Raw genomic sequence first — 16,113 nt, forward strand, 5'->3', positions numbered from 1 at the left:
CCGCGTTTCCCGGGTCAGCAGCAACAGCAGCAGGGCGGCCGGCAGCAACAGCAGGGCGGCCTTCCGTGCTTCTTCGGGCAGCAACAGCAGCAGGGCGGCCGGCAGCAACAGCAGCAGGGCGGCCTGCCGTGCTTCTTTGTGCAGCAACAGCAGCAGGGCGGCCTGCCGGGCTTCTTTGGGCAGCAACAGCAGCAGGGCGGTGGGCAGCAACAGCAGCAGGGCTAGTTGGAGCGCGCAAGGCGCAGGATTGCCCCTGCTAAGGGCTGTCCCGTAATCCCTGGCGGGCGCGCGACGACAGCTGCGGCACCTCGCTGCGTTGTCGGAACGCCCGAATACGCCCGGTATGAGGACGCTCCTCCGCCTTGCGATGCACCGCATATGACGCCGCGCGCTGATCCACCAGGGATTACGGGACAGCCCTTAGGCTGCACTGGTCGAGAGAAGGCCTCGGACCTCTCGAACCATGCAGGCTCGGATCTCGTGAGCTTCGCGCCTGCGAGGTTGAGGTCGATATCACCGTTCGAGTGAGACGCTCGTACATCTTCGGCGGTGGCCGATGGCACAATTATCTTTAGCTCGATTCTTTCACTTCCTCCCTTGAAGGGGATTTCAGTTTCGAGCGCCATCTCGGAACCATCAATTGGCCTCTGATGGGCGCAATTCTGCACTCTTTGAAAGTTCGCGATTCCCGAGATTCCTCGGGTGTCAGCGATAGCTGATTACACACGTCAGACCTGACGGAGTTTTTTTCACGACGCTCAAGACGAAGCGCAAGAATCCTTGACGGGGTAGAGATGCTTTTCGCTCGCCCCTGTTCGGGCGTGATGCCCGCGATGGCCTACCCGGACTGCGCATACCACCAGCAGCGCCGGAGTGCACAGCAGCGCGCTACCGCAAGGGACTTCCGCCGGCGCCCTGCGCACGTACACGCACCTGATGCCGAACAGTCAGGGGCGCGCGGAAGGCCATTGGCTCCGCCCTCGGTTCGGCGGGAGCTGATGAGGATGGCGACGACGGAGCGGTGCCTGTGGCGGCCTGATCGGCGCCCCGCAGAAAAGGCCGTCGGCCGTGCCTTCCGAGAGCGGAAGAGCACGGCCGACGGCCCAGAGACGGCACAGGTGAGCGAAACCCGCTCTGACCTGCGGCGTTCTTAGATGTCGAAGTAGAGCTCGAACTCGTGCGGGTGCGGGCGCAGCTGGATCGGGGCGATCTCGTGAGTCCGCTTGTAGTCGATCCACGTCTCGATCAGGTCGGACGTGAAGACACCGCCGGCGAGCAGGTACTCGTGGTCCGCCTCGAGCGCGTCCAGGACGGCCGGGAGCGAGGTCGGGACCTGCTGGACGTTCGCGTGCTCCTCGGGAGCCAGCTCGTAGAGGTCCTTGTCGATCGGCTCGGCCGGCTCGATCTTGTTCTTCACGCCGTCGAGGCCGGCCATCAGCAGCGCCGAGAAGGCCAGGTACGGGTTGGACGACGGGTCCGGGGCGCGGAACTCGACACGCTTGGCCTTCGGGTTCGAGCCCGTGATCGGGATACGCATCGCGGCCGAGCGGTTGCGCTGCGAGTAGACCATGTTGACCGGGGCCTCGAAGCCGGGGACCAGGCGGTGGTAGGAGTTCACCGTCGGGTTCGTGAAGGCCAGGAGCGAGGGGGCGTGCTTGAGGATGCCGCCGATGTAGTAGCGGGCGATGTCCGAGAGGCCCGCGTAGCCCTGCTCGTCGTAGAACAGCGGGTCGCCGCCGGCCCACAGGGACTGGTGCACGTGCATACCCGAGCCGTTGTCGCCGAAGATCGGCTTCGGCATGAAGGTCGCGGTCTTGTTGTTGCGCCAGGCGACGTTCTTCACGATGTACTTGAAGAGCATCAGGTCGTCGGCCGCGGCGAGCAGCGTGTTGAACTTGTAGTTGATCTCCGCCTGGCCGGCGGTGCCGACCTCGTGGTGCTGGCGCTCGACCTGGAGGCCGTTCTTGTCCAGCTCCAGGGAGATCTCGGCGCGCAGGTCGGCGAAGTGGTCGACCGGCGGGGTCGGGAAGTAGCCGCCCTTGTAACGGACCTTGTAACCACGGTTGTTCTCTTCCGAACCGGTGTTCCAGGCGCCGGCCTCGGAGTCGATGTGGTAGAAGCTCTCGTTCGCCGACGTCTGGAAGCGGACGTTGTCGAAGACGTAGAACTCCGCCTCGGGACCGAAGTACGCGGTGTCGGCGATGCCGGTGGAGGCGAGGTACGCCTCGGCCTTCTTGGCCACGTTGCGCGGGTCACGGCTGTACTGCTCGCCGGTGATCGGGTCGTGGATGAAGAAGTTGATATTGACGGTCTTGTCGCGGCGGAAGGGGTCGACACGGGCGGTCGACAGGTCCGCGCGGAGCGCCATGTCGGACTCGTGGATGGCCTGGAAGCCGCGGATCGACGAGCCGTCGAAGGCCAGTTCCTCGGTCGGGTCGAAGGCCGCTGCCGGGATGGTGAAGTGCTGCATCACACCGGGCAGGTCACAGAACCGGACATCGATGAACTTGACGTCTTCGTCGGCGATGTACTTCTTCACGTCGTCGGCGTTCTGGAACATCCAACTCCTCCTACTCCCGACCCGGAGGGGCGGGGTTGTAGCTCGTTGTGCGGCCAGTGCGGTGGCACACGCTGGACCCGACCATAGGCAGACCGGATTTCTCAAGCATGACCCATTTGTTTCGCCGAAGTTAACCGGGCCGGGTGCGGGTGGCATCGCGGAGTCGTACCCGGGTCCGGTAGCGGTCCGGCCGGGGCGACGGCGACGCCCGGGCCCGGGGCGGCCACGAGCCCCGGGCGGCAGGGCGCGGAGGCGGGCACAGTACCGTGGTCGGGTGGACAATAGGCAAGCAATCGGATCGTGGCTCTCCGGGCCGCGCGCGGCAGCCGAGGATATGGGCGTCGACTTCGGGTACCGGGGCAAGCGGCTCGGTCTGCCCGAGGAAGGCCCGGGGTCCGTGGCCCCGCTCGGCCGGCGCTTCGGCGCCATCCTCATCGACTGGGCCCTCTGCATGCTGATCGCATACGGGCTGTTCGCTCGCGGTGACCAGCAGGCGGCCGGAAACTGGGCGCTCGGTATCTTCCTCGTACTGAGTGTGCTCACCGTCGGAACCATCGGCTGTACGCCGGGCAAGCGCATCCTGGGCATCCGGGTCGTCGCCGAGGGCGGTGGCCGGCTCGGTCTCGGGCGGGTGATCGTGCGGAGCGTGCTGCTGTGCCTGGCGGTCCCGGCTCTGGTCTGGGACCGCGACGGCCGGGGGCTGCACGACCGGCTCGCCCGCGCCGTCCAGGTGCGGATCTGAGCGTGATGTGACCGAGCGGACGTGACAGAGCAGAAGACCGAGCGGACGTGACAGAGCAGAAGAGGGCGGGTCCCTGAACCGGAGTGGTTCGGGACCCGCCCTCTTGTCGTGTCCTTTGCGGTGACTGTGTCAGCGCATCTTGCCGCCGCGCGGCATCCGCATACCCTTCGGCATCGGGCCCTTCGGCAGCGGCATGTTGCTCATCAGGTCGCCCATGGCCCGGAGCCGGTCGTTGGCCGCCGTCACCTGCGGGCCGGTCAGGACCCGCGGCAGCTTCAGCATCTTGGTGCGGACCTTCTTCAGCGGCACCTGGCCCTCGCCGTTGCCGACGATGATGTCGTGCACCGGTACGTCCACGACGATGCGGGCCATCTTCTTCTTCTCGGCCGCCAGCAGGACCTTGACCCGGTTCGGGTTGCCCTCGCCGACCAGCACGATGCCCGCCTTGCCGACGGCCCGGTGGATGACGTCCTGGCTGCGGTTCATCGCGACCGCGGGCGTCGTGGTCCAGCCACGGCCCACGCGGTCCAGCACCGCAGCCGCAGCGCCCGGCTGTCCCTCCATCTGCCCGAAGGCCGCCCGCTCCGCACGCCGTCCGAAGACGATCGCCATCGCGAGGAGAGCCAGCACGAAGCCCAGGATGCCCAGATAGACCGGGTGGTTGATCAAGAAGCCGACGGCGAGGAGGACACCGAAGGTGACGATTCCCACACCCGCGACGACAAGACCGATCTTGGAGTCGGTCCGCCGGGTCATCTTGTAGGTCAGGGCGATCTGCTTGAGTCGCCCCGCGTTCTCGGCGCTGTCCGCGCCGTCAGTGTTTGCCTTCCTCGCCATGTATTGAAGTTTACGTGGCCTAGGAGCGATGGTCGGCCACGGCCTCCAGTACGTATGCGGTCTCGACCCGGTCCTTGGCCCGGCGGCGGTCTTCGAGGACCGCCGTCCAGGCGTTTCGCCGGGCTGTGCGCTGGCCGCTGCTCAGCAGCAGCGACTCGACGACACGGAGAGCGTCGGTGACGGACGGGATGGCGGTTGCGCGTACCGGCACGGCCTGCATCGTGGAAGTCCCCTCGGAACGGATGCGCGAAGTGAGTCTGTTACGGAAGCGGATTGCGCGGCTGGACACGGGGAGCAGCGACGGCGGCAGCTGTGAAAGCCACTGCGCTGCGTGAATCCAGGGTCACTGCTCGGTGTTACCAGCGCATGACCTGTCGGTCAAACACCAATGAAACCTTGATATGGGCGTCGCGCACGTCGAGGCGGCCCATACGCGTCCCCGACCTGCAGGGAGCGTATGGGCCGCGTCGTATCAGCCACTACCGCCCGGTAGCTTCTTGTGCTCGGTTTCACACAGTCCGGGTCACGCCGCGGGCGTCGGGGCGACGGCGCCACGACGCTCGATCGCCTGCTGGAAAAGCCGGCCCGCGCGGTACGAGGAACGGACCAGCGGCCCGGACATCACACCGGAGTAGCCGATCTCGTCGGCCTCCTCCTTGAGCTCCACGAACTCGTGCGGCTTCACCCAGCGCTCGACCGGGTGGTGGCGCACGGAGGGCCGCAGGTACTGCGTGATCGTGATGAGCTCGCACCCGGCGTCGTACAGATCCTGGAGTGCCTCGCTCACTTCCTCGCGGGTCTCGCCCATGCCGAGGATGAGGTTGGACTTGGTCACCAGACCCGCCTCGCGGGCCCGCGTGATGACCTCGAGCGAGCGCTCGTAGCGGAAACCGGGGCGGATCCGCTTGAAGATCCGCGGCACCGTCTCGACGTTGTGGGCGAGCACCTCGGGGCGCGAGGAGAAGACCTCGGCGAGCTGCTCGGGCTCCGCGTTGAAGTCGGGGATCAACAGCTCGACCTTGGTCGCGCCGGCTTCGCGCTCCGCCGTCAGCGCGTGGATCTGGCGCACGGTCTCCGCGTACAGCCAGGCGCCGCCGTCCTCCAGGTCGTCGCGAGCGACGCCGGTGATGGTGGCGTAGTTCAGGTCCATCGTGACGACCGACTCACCGACGCGGCGGGGTTCGTCCCGGTCCAGCGCCTGCGGCTTGCCCGTGTCGATCTGACAGAAGTCACAGCGGCGGGTGCACTGGTCGCCACCGATGAGGAATGTGGCCTCCCGGTCCTCCCAGCACTCGAAGATGTTGGGGCAGCCGGCCTCCTGGCACACCGTGTGCAGACCCTCGCTCTTCACGAGCTTCTGCAGCTGGTTGTACTCGGGGCCCATCTTCGCCCGGGTTTTGATCCACTCGGGCTTGCGCTCGATGGGGGTCTGGCTGTTCCGGACCTCCAGGCGCAACATCTTGCGCCCGTCGGGTGCGACAGCGGACACGTCCGGCTCCCTACGACTTCGATTCTTCGGCGAACACCAGGGTACGCCCGCTATTTGTACGGTCGGGGTGTGGCCCTCACCCCTGGGCAACCAGGGGGCGGGCCGGGCCATTCCCGGAGCGGCCGGGTCCGTGGGCGTCGGGCAGGGGGCTCTGACCCCGGGCCCCGCTCCTCGAACGCCGCAGGAGCCGGGTTCCGCGGATCAGGCCGAGGCGCGGTCGATCTCGCGTGGAGCGAGTTCCGCGTTCTCCAGGACGTCCTTCAGGTGCTTCTCGGCGACCGGGAGCACCTCGGCGATCGTGATGTCGCGCCCCAGCTCGTACGCGAGCGAGGTGACGCCCGCGTCGCGGATGCCGCACGGCACGATCCGGTCGAACCAGGTGTTGTCCGGGTTCACATTCAGTGCAAAGCCGTGCATGGTCACACCCTTGGCGACCCGGATGCCGATCGCCGCCAGCTTGCGGTCCTCGCGGCGCTGGCCGGCGTTGGACGGGGCGTACTCGGGGCCGTTCAGCCGCGGGTCGAACTCCTCGTCGTGCAGTCGCGGATCGAAGTCGAGAGACAGGCCGCCGAGCGCCGGACGCTCCGCGACCGGGTCGCCCAGCACCCAGACCCCGCTGCGACCCTCGACCCGGGTGGTCTCCAGGCCGAACTCGGCGGCCGTACGGATCAGCGCGTCCTCCAGCCGGCGGACATGCGCCACGACATCCACGGGCCGCGGCAGTTTCTGGATCGGATAGCCGACGAGCTGCCCGGGGCCGTGCCAGGTGATCTTGCCGCCGCGGTCCACATCGACGACCGGAGTGCCGTCCAGTGGGCGCTCACTGTCGGTGGTACGCCGTCCGGCCGTGTAGACGGGCGGGTGCTCCAGCAGCAGACAGGTGTCGGGAACCGTGTCCTCGAACCGGGCCGCGTGCACCTCGCGCTGCTTCTGCCATGCCTCCTGGTAGTCGACGGCCGACTCGCCGAATCCCAGCCGGACGAACCGAAGCTCACTCACGACAGATGCCTTCCTACTTGCGGTACCGGGAGCCGGAGGGTGTCCCCGGCGCCACGTCACCATGCAGTGATTCGCGCCCCGGGCCACTGTACGACCGCCCCGGGAGCGGCGGCCCGGCAGGTCTTTCCCGTCAGCGCCACCCCCAATCCTCACACGATCGGATGAATGTGAAGCGAAGGAGGCTTCGGCCGCCGCGGGCCCCGCTAAATTCGCGCCGTTCCATAAGGGCTGCCCGCCCGGCCCGGAAGGCAGGAGACCGTACAGCTGATGTCGGAACGACCTCCGCAGCGCACCCCCAACCGCCAGCTCGCCTCGCTCATCACAGAAGCCGGATTCTCGAACGCCGGTCTCGCCCGCCGGGTGGACCAGCTCGGCCTCGAGCACGGTCTCGATCTGCGGTACGACAAGACGTCCGTGACTCGCTGGCTGCGGGGCCAGCAGCCGCGTGGGACCACCCCTGCCCTGATCGCCGAGGTCTTCACCCGGCGGCTCGGACGCCGGCTCTCGACGCAGGACCTGGGCCTCGACGCGTGCGCACCCGTCTATGCCGGTCTGGAGTTCGCCGCCACGCCCAGCGAGGCGGTGGACATCGTCAGCGGGCTCTGGCGGAAGGACTCGGGCAGTCCTGCGGAGCTGCGGAAGATCGCCTTCACCCCGGCCGGGCTCGTGGTGCCCAGCCGGGACTGGCTGATCGGACGGGCCGACGAGTGGGTCGCCCGTGGGAACGGTGAGGCCGCTGCGTCCAGCGGCGGGGCCGGTGGGGTGCGCGGGACACCGGGGGCGTCCGTGGTCGGCGGGGCCCGTGGGGCGGCAGGGCTCAACGGGACCCGTGGTGCCCACGGGGCGCATGGCGGGCATGGATTACATGGAGCGAACGGGCAGAACGGCTCCGTGGGGCTCGGCGGCAGGTCCGGCGCCCGGGGGCCCGCACCGGTCAGGCCCTCCTCCGGACCGCCCTCCGCGCCCGCACCGTCTTCCGCACCTCCGGCGCACCTCGCGTCCCCGGCACCAGGCGCACCCGGCGTCCCCCGGCAGCGCCAGATCGACCGCGGCCCCGGCCAGAAGGTCGGCAGCGGCGATGTCGCCGCCCTGCGTTCCGTCGGGGAGCTCTTCCGCACCCTCGACCACACCTATGGCGGCGGCCACGCCCGCCAGGCCCTCGTCCGCTATCTGGAGCACGAGGCCGAGCCGATGCTCCGCGGGACGTACGGGGAGGCGATCGGGCGGCGGCTCTTCTCGGCGGCCGCCGATCTGACCCGGCTGGCGGGCTGGACCTCGTACGACATCGCGGCGCACGGCCTCGCCCAGCGTTATTTCGTCCAGGCGCTGCGGCTGGCCCAGGCGGCGGGGGACCGGGTGTACGGCAGCTATGTCCTGATCACCATGAGCCGGCAGGCGGTGTACCTCGGGCACGGCAGGGAAGCCGTCCAGCTTGCGCGCGTGGCCCAGCAGGGCGTCGGCTCCTCGGCGCCGCCCGTCATCATGGCCCTGCTGCACGCGGTCGAGGCGCGTGGGCACGGGGTGCTCGGTGAGGCCAGGACATGTGCGGCCTCGCTGGCGCGGGCGGAACACGCACTGGAGGCCGCCCGGCCCGGCGACGACGTGCCGCACTGGGGGCGCTACTTCGACGAGGCGCAGCTCGCCGACGAGTTCGGGCACTGCCACCGCGACCTGCAGCAGTACCGGGCCGCCGCACAGCATGCGGAGCGCTCGCTCCAGCTGCGCGCCCCGGTGTACGCCCGGAGCAGGTTGTTCTGCCGGGTGGTGCTGGCGTCCGCCCGGCTCGGGCTCGGCGAGCTCGACCAGGCGTGCCTGCTCGGCGCGGAGGCGGCCCAACAGGCGGCGGAGATGCGGTCGGTGCGTGCGACGGAGTACGTGACGGAGTTCGAGCGCCGCCTTGAGCCGTACCGGGACGCGGCGGCGGTACGCGGCTACCGCGAGCGGGTCGCGGCCCTCGGCTGACTCCTTCCGCGTAACGGAAGCCGGGCGGACGCAATCAGGCCGCTTCGCGCAACCCGGCCTCCACATCGCTCCCGGACCGGATGCCCAGGTCGCCAAGGATGGCGTGTGCGGCGCGGCGGCCGGAGTACAGGGCGCCCTGGACCGTGCTGGTGTCCCGGTGGTCGCCGCAGACGTACAGCCCGGCGAGCAGTCGCACCGGGCGGCGCAGATCGTGCGGGGGCGGCATCGCCGGGACGGCCTCCGGATCGTGGCGGGCGGCCAGGAGCTCCCAGTCGTCCGTGGAAGTGCCGTACAGCGCGGCGAGATGGGCACGGGCCGAGCGGTCGAGATCCGGAGGTGGGGTGCCGAGCACCGTCGACGTGATCAGGGTCCGGCCGTTCGGGGCGCGCGACGGGTCGACCTCGCTCATCACACAGGTGTGCGCGACCGGGCCCGAGCGGTCGGCGTCCAGCAGCAGCGCTGCGCCGGTCGGCGGGGGAGCGGGAGCCGTGTGGTGCAGGACCGTCACCGGGTGGAAGGACGGCACCCGCAGACCGGGCAGCAGTTCGGCGGCAGCGCCCGCGCCGGTGGCCAACAGCAGGGACCGGCAGCCCAGTTCGCCGTGCTCCTTGGTGCGGACCGAAGTGATGTCGGCGGCGGTGACATGCACACCGGTCCGTACGGTGCCGGGCGGCAGCGCCGCCGCCATCAGGTCGGGCAGCGTGGCCGAACCGCCGGACGGTACGCACAGCCGGCCGCGTGCGTAGCCGCGCAGGACGAGATCGGCGCAGCGGCTCGATGTGGTGAGCCCGGGGTCGCTGAGCAGCGCGGTGAGCAGAGGGCGCAGAAAGCCGTGGACCGTACGGGACGGCAGGCCGCGGCTGGACAGGGCGGCGAGCGCGGTCTGTTCCGGCCGGGCCAGGATGCGGGACGCCGGGGTGACGGCGAGCCTGGCCAGGGCGGCACCGAGCCGGGCCTGGTCGATCGGCCCGCCCATCGGTGGCCGGGGGGCGCTCACCAGGGCGCGCGCTGCCTTGAGTGCGCCCCTTGCGCTCCGTGTGTGCCGCACGTCGCCGGTCCGGTACTGCCGGCCCTCGCTGTGGACGAGCACGCCCGGCGCGAAGTTCCGCAGCGCGAGCCCTTCGAGGCCGGGCGTCGTACGCAGTTCCGGATACGAGGTGCTGAGAAGCGGGCCGAGGTGGTCGAGCCGGAATCCGTCCACTTCCTCCGTGGTCATCCGGCCGCCGGCCCGTGGACCGGCCTCCAGGACGCTGACGCTTACCCCCGCACTGGTCAGTTGATGGGCTGCTGACAGGCCGGCGATCCCGGCCCCGATGATGACGACGTCCGCGTGGTGTGCCGTGCTGAGCACGTGCCCCTCCCCGAGTCGGCGCGACTGCTGGGAGGGTCTTGCCCCCAACAGGCCCCCGGAATGCCCGAGTTCGCGATGACGCTAGGAGGGGACCGGTGCGGGCACAGTCGCGCGCGGCCCGGGGCACCGTTGCACGGGGTCGCACATCCGTGTGATTCTCCTGGTCGTGGTCAGCGCAGCGCCGCGCGGATCGAGGCGTCGATGCCGGGGAAGGCGAACGAGAATCCCGACTCCAGCAGCCGTCTCGGCAGCACCCGCTGACTGCCCAGCACATCCTCCGCGAAGTCCCCCAGGGTGATCCGAAGGGCGGGCGCCGGGACGGCGAACAGCGTCGGGCGGCGCAGCACCCGCCCCATCGCGGCCGTCACCTCACCATTGGTCACGGGGTCCGGCCCCGTGAGATTCACCGGTCCCGACAGCGACGGCGTATCGAGGATGTGCCGCAGGGCGGCGATGTGGTCGTGCAGCGCGATGAAGCTCCAGTACTGGTGCCCGTTGCCGAGCCGCCCGCCGAGTCCCGCCCGGAACAACGGGAACAGCCGGCCCCAGGCCCCGCCTTCCCGGCCGACGACCAGACCGGTGCGCGCGAACACCGTCCGTACGCCCGCCTCCTCCGCCGGGGCCGCGGCCGCCTCCCACTCCACGCAGACGGACGGCAGGAACCCCTCGCCGTGCGGCGCGCTCTCGTCGACCGCGCGGTCCCCGGTGTCGCCGTAGTAGCCGATCGCCGACCCGGACAGCAGGACCTTCGGTGGTACGTCGAGGGAGGCCACCGCCTGTGCGATCGCTTCCGTGCCCAGCACGCGGCTGTCCCGGATCTCCTGCTTGTACGCCTCCGTCCAGCGGTGGTCGCCGACCCCGGCACCGGCGAGATGGACGACGGCGTCGCAGCCGACCAGGCCCGCCCCGTCGACGTAACCCCGCTTCGGGTCCCACTCGACCTCGTCACCGGCCCGCGCCGGGCGCCGGACAAGGCGTACGACCTCGTGTCCGTCAACCCGCAACGAGCGCACCAGCGCCGTTCCGATGAGTCCGGTGGATCCGGTGACAGCAATACGGGAGTTCACCATGGATCCATCCTGCCGCAGGGGAGCACGCGGCGCCTCGCCCGTGCCGCCGGGCGCGCCCGGGCCGTCGGCCGGGGGCCCGGCGGATATGCGATGACGCGATCGGGCGCGCCGTGGCACAGTGGCGCGCATGCCTGAACTCCGCACGCGCCCCGTCCGCCCCGCGGATCTCAGCGACGACACCGCACTCGGGGAGCTCGACCGGGCCACCTGGTCGACCCTGCACTCGGTGCAGTCGCGGCCGCAGCCGCCGTACGAGCCGTTCTTCAGCGACCGCAGCCGGCCCGAACACCTGCTCGTCGCCGAGGCGGAGGACGCGGCGGGCGAGGTGCGCATCGCCGGGTACATCAGGGTCGTCCCGCCGACCGCGCTGGCCTGCAACACGCATGTGCGCCAGATACAGGGCCTGACGGTTGCCGACTGGGCGCGCGGCCGCGGTGTCGCCAGGGGGTTGTTGCGGGCCGCGCTCGCGGCGGCACGGGGCGACGGCGCGAGCCGGATGACGCTGCGGGTGCTCGGGCACAACGCGCCCGCGCGTGCGCTGTACGAGTCGGAGGGGTTCGTCGTCGAGGGCGTGTTGCCCGGCGAGTTCTTCCTGGCCGGGCGTTACGTGGACGACGTCCTGATGGGCCGTTCGCTCAGCCCCTGAGGAACCTCGATCGACCCGGTACCGGACGGCGCGCAGCGCGGGGCGGGCAGGGACGGGTCAGCCGGCGCCGAATCGCTCCCAGAGCAGCGGGAAGCGCGCGGCCAGGGCCGCATCGTCCTCGAAGCCGAACGGGGTGCCCTCCGGCTCGGCCGACTGCGGCGGAAGGCCGAGATCCGGTGTGACGATGCCGGTGAGCTGCTCGTACGCCTCGTCGGCGGCGTAGCCGAGGTCCTCGGCGTCCCCGTCGATCTCGTCGTCGAAGTCGTCGAGGAGTTCGGCGAGACTGTCCGGATCGTGCACCGCCGCCTCGAAGATCTCCCGGCCCTGGCCGATCAGCCAGCAGCGGAAGAAGTCGAACGCGTCGTCGCTCGCGCCGCCGAGGAGTACGGCGGCGGCGCCCCACACGTCCCAGCGGTACGCACGGTTGAAGCGGGCCTCGAAGTGCCGGGCGAAGTCCAGCACGGATTCGGGATCGAGCTGCAACAGCCGTTCGACGAGCAGATCGGCATGTTCCTCGGGGTCGCCCTCGGCGGCCTCGCGGGTGCTGTCGATGATCTCCCAGAATTCCGTCTCGTCCATCACGGGACAAGCATCGGCCTTGGCGGCAGGCGATGCACGCAGAGACGCCGAAAAGAAGCCTTCAGCGATAGAGATCGCTCAGCCGTTCGGCGGCAGTGCCGAACCGGGTCCGCAGATCGGCCGGTTCGAGCACCTCCAACTCCGGTCCCAGGGCGAGCAGCTGACTGTAGGCGACATCCAGCGACTCGACCGGCAGGACGACCGTACGCCACCCGTCGACGTCGGGCGGGCCGGCCGCGTCCAGCGCATCGAGGGCGGCCGAACGGTCCACGAGATGAGGCAATCGGCCTACGCCCGCCTCCGACACCCGCACCGTCACCTCGGTCCGCAGGATCGATCGGGCGAACTGCGCGGCCCGCTCGTCCCAGAACGCCGGCAGGTCGAAGTCCTCGTCCCGGACGAACCGTTCGGCGGTCACGGCCACCGCCGCGAAGCGGTCGATCCGGTACACCCGGAAGTCGGTCCCGGCCCGGGCGCAGACATACCAGACCCCGGCCTTGAGAACGAGCCCGTACGGTGCCAGCTCCCGCTCGACCTCGCTGCCCGGCCCGCCGCGCCGGTACCGGGCCTTGACCATCCGGTCGTCCCAGACGGCCTCCGCGACGGCGGGCAGCAGCTCAGGCGTGACGGGCTCCTGATACCAGCCGGGTGCGTCCAGATGGAACCGCTGGGCGGCGGTGTCCGAGGCGTCCCGGAGCGAGGGCAGCAGAGCGGCGGACACCTTGAGCCGGGCGGCCGACGCGGCATCCTCCAGCCCCATCTCGCGCAGCGCGGACGGCAGGCCGGAAAGGAACAGCGCCTCGGCCTCGTTCCGGGCCAGGCCGGTGAGCCGGGTGCGGTACCCGCCGACCAGCCGGTACCCGCCCGCCCGGCCCCGGTCCGCGTACACCGGAACACCTGCCTCGGAGAGCGCCTGGGCGTCGCGGGTGATGGTCCGCTCGGAGACCTCCAGCTCCCGGGCGAGCTCGGCGGCGGTCATCGCGGGCCGGGACTGGAGGAGCAGCACCATCTTGATGAGCCGGGCAGCGCGCATGGGGCAAGTGTGCCTTGCGTCGATCGGCGGGCAGGCATGCAGAGACGCCCTCGATCGCCGGGCGGGCACGGGAAACGTGCCCGCCCGGCGATCGAGGGCGAGACGGCGGCCGGGCGCACCCGGCCGCCCTCATCTCACAGCCCGTACTTCTCCCGGGCCTCCTTGACCGCCGACGCGGGCACCTCGCCGCGCCGCGCCAGCTGGGCCAGCGCCGCGACCGCGATCGACGGGGCGTCGACGCCGAAGTGGCGGCGGGCCGCGTCACGGGTGTCGGACAGACCGAAGCCGTCCGTGCCGAGCGAGGACCAGTCCTGCTCCACCCACTGGCTGATCTGGTCCGGGACCTGACGCATCCAGTCGCTGACCGCGAGGACCGGACCCGGCGCACCGGACAGGGCCTGCGTCACGTACGGCACCCGCTGCTCACCGCGGAGCAGCGCCTCGTCGCACTCCAGCGCCTCGCGACGCAGCTCGCCCCAGGACGTGGCGGACCAGACGTCGGCCGTGACACCCCAGTCCGCGGCGAGCAGCTCCTGGGCCTCCAGGGCCCAGTGGATCGCCGTGCCGGAGGCCAGCAGCTGCAGGCGCGGCGCGTCCGCCGAGGCGGGCGTGCCCTCCTTGAAGCGGTAGAGACCCTTGACGATGCCGTCCTCGACGCCTTCCGGCATCGCGGGCTGCGGTTTCGGCTCGTTGTAGACCGTCAGGTAGTAGAAGACGTTCTCGGCCTCGGGACCGTACATCCTCCGCAGACCGTCCTTGACGATCACCGCGATCTCGTACGCGAACGCCGGGTCGTAGTTGAGCGAAGCCGGGTTCGTGGCCGCGATCAGATGCGAGTGGCCGTCCGCGTGCTGCAGGCCCTCACCGGTCAGCGTCGTACGGCCCGCCGTGGCGCCGACGATGAAGCCCTTGCCGAGCTGGTCGGCGAGCTGCCACATCTGGTCGCCGGTCCGCTGCCAGCCGAACATCGAGTAGAAGATGTAGAAGGGGATCATCGTCTCGCCGTGCGTCGCGTACGACGTGGCGGCGGCGATGAAGTCGGCCATGGCGCCGGCCTCGGTGATCCCCTCGTTGAGGATCTGGCCGTCCTTGGCCTCCTTGTAATACATCAACTGGTCGCGGTCGACCGGGTCGTACGTCTGGCCCAGTGGCGAGTAGATACCGGCCGACGGGAACAGCGACTCCATGCCGAAGGTACGGGCCTCGTCGGGGACGATCGGAACCCAGCGCCTGCCGGTCTCCTTGTCCCGCATCAGATCCTTGGCCAGGCGGACGAAGGCCATGGTGGTGGCCATCTCCTGCTTGCCGGACCCCTTCTTCAGCGCGGCGAACGCCCGCTCCTCCGGCTCGGGCAGCGCCACCGCGTGCACCCGGCGGGCCGGGGCGGGGCCGCCGAGGGCGGCGCGGCGCTCCTGGAGGTAGCGGACCTCGGGAGAGTCCGCGCCCGGGTGGCCGTACGGCACCAGGCCGTCCTCGAAGGCGCTGTCCGGGATCGGGAGTCCGAGCAGCTCGCGCATGCCCTTGAACTCGTCGATCGTCAGCTTCTTCATCTGGTGGTTGGCGTTCTTGGACTCGAAGCCCTTGCCGAGCGTGTAGCCCTTCACCGTCTGGGCGAGGATCACGGTCGGCGCGCCCTTGTGCTCGACGGCCGCCCTGTACGCCGCGTACACCTTGCGGGCCTCGTGGCCGCCGCGGGAGGTGTAGAAGCACTCGGCGATCTTCGCGTCGGTGAGCAGTTTCGCCAGCTCGGCGAGCGCCGGCTCGGCGCCGAAGAAGTGCTCGCGGATGTACGCGACGTCGCGGGTGGCGTACGTCTGGAACTGGGCGTCCGGGACCTCCCGGAGCCGACGGACCAGCGCGCCCGTGGTGTCCAGCTGGAACAGCTCGTCCCAGGCGTTGCCCCAGAGCGTCTTGATGACGTTCCAGCCGGCCCCGCGGAACGCACCCTCCAGCTCCTGGACCACCCGGAAGTTGGCGCGGACCGGGCCGTCCAGGCGCTGCAGGTTGCAGTTGATGACGAAGGTCAGGTTGTCGAGCTGCTCACGCGCCGCGAGGGCGAGGGCCGCGGTCGACTCGGGCTCGTCCATCTCGCCGTCGCCCAGGAAGGCCCAGACGTGCGAGTTCGACGTGTCCTTGATGTTGCGGTTGGTCAGATAGCGGTTGAAGCGCGCCTGGTAGATCGCCGCGAGCGGGCCCAGACCCATCGACACGGTGGGGAACTCCCACAGCCAGGGCAGCCGCCGCGGGTGCGGGTAGGACGGCAGACCGTCACCGCCCGCCTCCTGGCGGAAGTTGTCGAGCTGCTGCTCGCTGAGCCGGCCGTCGAGGAAGGCGCGGGCGTAGATGCCGGGGGAGGCGTGGCCCTGGATGTAGAGCTGGTCGCCGGAGCCGTCCCCCTCCTTGCCGCGGAAGAAGTGGTTGAAGCCGGTCTCGTACAGCCAGGCCGCAGAGGCGAAGGTGGCGATGTGGCCGCCGACGCCGTGCCGGGCGCCACGGGTGACCATCGCGGCCGCGTTCCAGCGGTTCCAGGCGGTGATCCGGGATTCCATCTCCAGGTCGCCGTCGAACGCGGGCTCGGCGGCGGTCGGGATGGAGTTGACGTAATCGGTCTCCAGCAGCTTGGGCAGCGCGAGACCGGCACCCTCGGCGTGCTGGAGCGAGCGGCGCATCAGGTACGCGGCCCGGTGCGGGCCCGCGGCCTTGGTGACGGCATCGAGGGAGGCCGCCCATTCGGCGGTCTCCTCCGGGTCACGGTCCGGGAGCTGGTCGAGCTCGCTCGGAAGCTTTCCTACGGGGTCGGTCATGATCGCCGCCTTCCGGAGAGGAGGGGGGTGGAGAAAGGCCC

General features: G+C 70.2%; 14 protein-coding genes (1 of these 14 only partly in view). 3 read left to right on the forward strand and 11 right to left on the reverse strand.

Annotation, left to right across the window (positions count from 1 at the left end; genetic code table 11):
* Both OHB49_RS30145 and glnA read right to left on the reverse strand, forming a co-directional pair.
* On the reverse strand, positions 1-210 hold the 5' portion of the coding sequence (locus OHB49_RS30145) for a hypothetical protein (protein WP_329164108.1). Its footprint begins 63 nt before the window's first position; the window shows 210 of its 273 coding nt (coding positions 1-210); it begins with the start codon at positions 208-210; the stop codon falls past the left edge of the window.
* Between the two features lie 940 nt (positions 211-1,150).
* Positions 1,151-2,560: a type I glutamate--ammonia ligase gene (glnA, locus tag OHB49_RS30150; protein ID WP_030933685.1), complete on the reverse strand. Its 1,410-nt coding sequence runs from the start codon at positions 2,558-2,560 to the stop codon at positions 1,151-1,153.
* Between the two features lie 274 nt (positions 2,561-2,834).
* Between glnA and OHB49_RS30155 the strand changes: the two genes are divergently transcribed.
* Positions 2,835-3,302: an RDD family protein gene (locus tag OHB49_RS30155; protein ID WP_329164109.1), complete on the forward strand. Its 468-nt coding sequence runs from the start codon at positions 2,835-2,837 to the stop codon at positions 3,300-3,302.
* A 129-nt stretch (positions 3,303-3,431) separates the two neighbouring features.
* Here the strand turns inward: OHB49_RS30155 and OHB49_RS30160 are convergent, their stop codons facing one another.
* The 4 genes from OHB49_RS30160 to lipB all read right to left on the reverse strand — a co-directional run bounded on the left by OHB49_RS30160 (position 3,432) and on the right by lipB (position 6,627).
* Positions 3,432-4,139 (reverse strand): DUF4191 domain-containing protein, encoded by a 708-nt coding sequence (locus OHB49_RS30160; RefSeq protein ID WP_030933683.1) that lies wholly within the window; start codon positions 4,137-4,139, stop codon positions 3,432-3,434.
* 19 nt (positions 4,140-4,158) lie between these two features.
* The gene (locus OHB49_RS30165) at positions 4,159-4,359 is read right to left on the reverse strand and encodes an SCO2195 family GlnR-regulated protein (RefSeq protein WP_329164110.1); all 201 of its coding nucleotides are present in this window, start codon (positions 4,357-4,359) and stop codon (positions 4,159-4,161) included.
* A 303-nt stretch (positions 4,360-4,662) separates the two neighbouring features.
* Positions 4,663-5,628 carry a lipoyl synthase gene (lipA, locus tag OHB49_RS30170; protein ID WP_030970724.1) on the reverse strand — a complete coding sequence of 322 codons (966 nt, stop codon included), beginning with the start codon at positions 5,626-5,628 and terminating at the stop codon, positions 4,663-4,665.
* Between the two features lie 201 nt (positions 5,629-5,829).
* Complete coding sequence (gene lipB, locus OHB49_RS30175; protein WP_030970725.1) at positions 5,830-6,627, reverse strand: lipoyl(octanoyl) transferase LipB; 798 nt, start codon at positions 6,625-6,627, stop codon at positions 5,830-5,832.
* A gap of 267 nt (positions 6,628-6,894) precedes the next feature.
* On the opposite strand from lipB, the gene OHB49_RS30180 reads away from it, so the two are divergent.
* Positions 6,895-8,589: a regulator gene (locus tag OHB49_RS30180; RefSeq protein ID WP_329164111.1), complete on the forward strand. Its 1,695-nt coding sequence runs from the start codon at positions 6,895-6,897 to the stop codon at positions 8,587-8,589.
* A gap of 34 nt (positions 8,590-8,623) precedes the next feature.
* Here OHB49_RS30180 and OHB49_RS30185 read toward each other — a convergent pair whose 3' ends face one another.
* Positions 8,624-9,940, reverse strand: a complete 1,317-nt coding sequence (locus tag OHB49_RS30185; protein ID WP_329164112.1) for an NAD(P)/FAD-dependent oxidoreductase — start codon at positions 9,938-9,940, stop codon at positions 8,624-8,626.
* A gap of 170 nt (positions 9,941-10,110) precedes the next feature.
* The gene (locus OHB49_RS30190) at positions 10,111-11,010 is read right to left on the reverse strand and encodes a TIGR01777 family oxidoreductase (protein ID WP_329164113.1); all 900 of its coding nucleotides are present in this window, start codon (positions 11,008-11,010) and stop codon (positions 10,111-10,113) included.
* 127 nt (positions 11,011-11,137) lie between these two features.
* Between OHB49_RS30190 and OHB49_RS30195 the strand changes: the two genes are divergently transcribed.
* Positions 11,138-11,656, forward strand: coding sequence for a GNAT family N-acetyltransferase (locus OHB49_RS30195; RefSeq protein ID WP_030970733.1), 519 nt, complete (start codon positions 11,138-11,140; stop codon positions 11,654-11,656).
* Between the two features lie 57 nt (positions 11,657-11,713).
* Here OHB49_RS30195 and OHB49_RS30200 read toward each other — a convergent pair whose 3' ends face one another.
* The 3 genes from OHB49_RS30200 to aceE all read right to left on the reverse strand — a co-directional run bounded on the left by OHB49_RS30200 (position 11,714) and on the right by aceE (position 16,072).
* Positions 11,714-12,235, reverse strand: coding sequence for a DUF4240 domain-containing protein (locus OHB49_RS30200; protein WP_030970735.1), 522 nt, complete (start codon positions 12,233-12,235; stop codon positions 11,714-11,716).
* 61 nt (positions 12,236-12,296) lie between these two features.
* The gene (locus tag OHB49_RS30205) at positions 12,297-13,268 is read right to left on the reverse strand and encodes a helix-turn-helix transcriptional regulator (RefSeq protein WP_329164114.1); all 972 of its coding nucleotides are present in this window, start codon (positions 13,266-13,268) and stop codon (positions 12,297-12,299) included.
* 134 nt (positions 13,269-13,402) lie between these two features.
* Positions 13,403-16,072 (reverse strand): pyruvate dehydrogenase (acetyl-transferring), homodimeric type, encoded by a 2,670-nt coding sequence (gene aceE / locus OHB49_RS30210; RefSeq protein WP_329164115.1) that lies wholly within the window; start codon positions 16,070-16,072, stop codon positions 13,403-13,405.
* Positions 16,073-16,113 lie beyond the last annotated feature (41 nt).

Origin of the sequence: Streptomyces sp. NBC_01717 (assembly GCF_036248255.1) — a bacterium.
Taxonomy (GTDB): Bacteria; Actinomycetota; Actinomycetes; order Streptomycetales; family Streptomycetaceae; genus Streptomyces.